Annotated in this window: 1 pseudogene; it reads right to left on the bottom strand. The window is 64.0% G+C overall.

Annotated features, from left to right (window positions below):
• A pseudogene (locus CDV44_RS27250) lies at positions 1 to 414 on the bottom strand (alpha-hydroxy-acid oxidizing protein); the annotation flags it as partial.

The raw sequence follows: 414 nt of genomic DNA, 5'->3' as shown, positions 1-414 counted from the left end.
ACCTCCGTGTCACGCCCACCGCCGCCACAATGTCGGGCAATGCACGGATCGTCGAGATCGCGCCGTCCAACTGACGCCGCCGTGATTGCTCACCACAATGGCATCCGCCCCGGTATCGCGTGCCGCACGCGCATCTTCAGGGTCGAGCACGCCCTTAAGCACGAGCTTGCCGCCCCAGCGCTTCTTGATCCACTCAACGTCGTCCCACGACAGGCACGGATCGAACTGCGCCGCCGACCACGCCGCGAGTGAACCGATATCGTCCACCCCCTTGGCATGCCCCACGATGTTGCCGAATGTGCGTCGGCGTGTGCCCAACATACCCAAGCCCCAGCGCGGCTTGGTCATCATGTTCGCGATGTTCGGCAGCGTGAGCTTCGGCGGTGCCGACAGGCCATTCTTGATATCGCGATG

The organism is Pandoraea sp. PE-S2R-1 (assembly GCF_002179865.1).
In the GTDB taxonomy this organism is placed as follows: Bacteria; Pseudomonadota; Gammaproteobacteria; order Burkholderiales; family Burkholderiaceae; genus Pandoraea.
The sequence above is the reverse complement of the archived record's forward strand: the minus strand, read 5'-3'. Positions and strand labels throughout refer to the sequence as shown.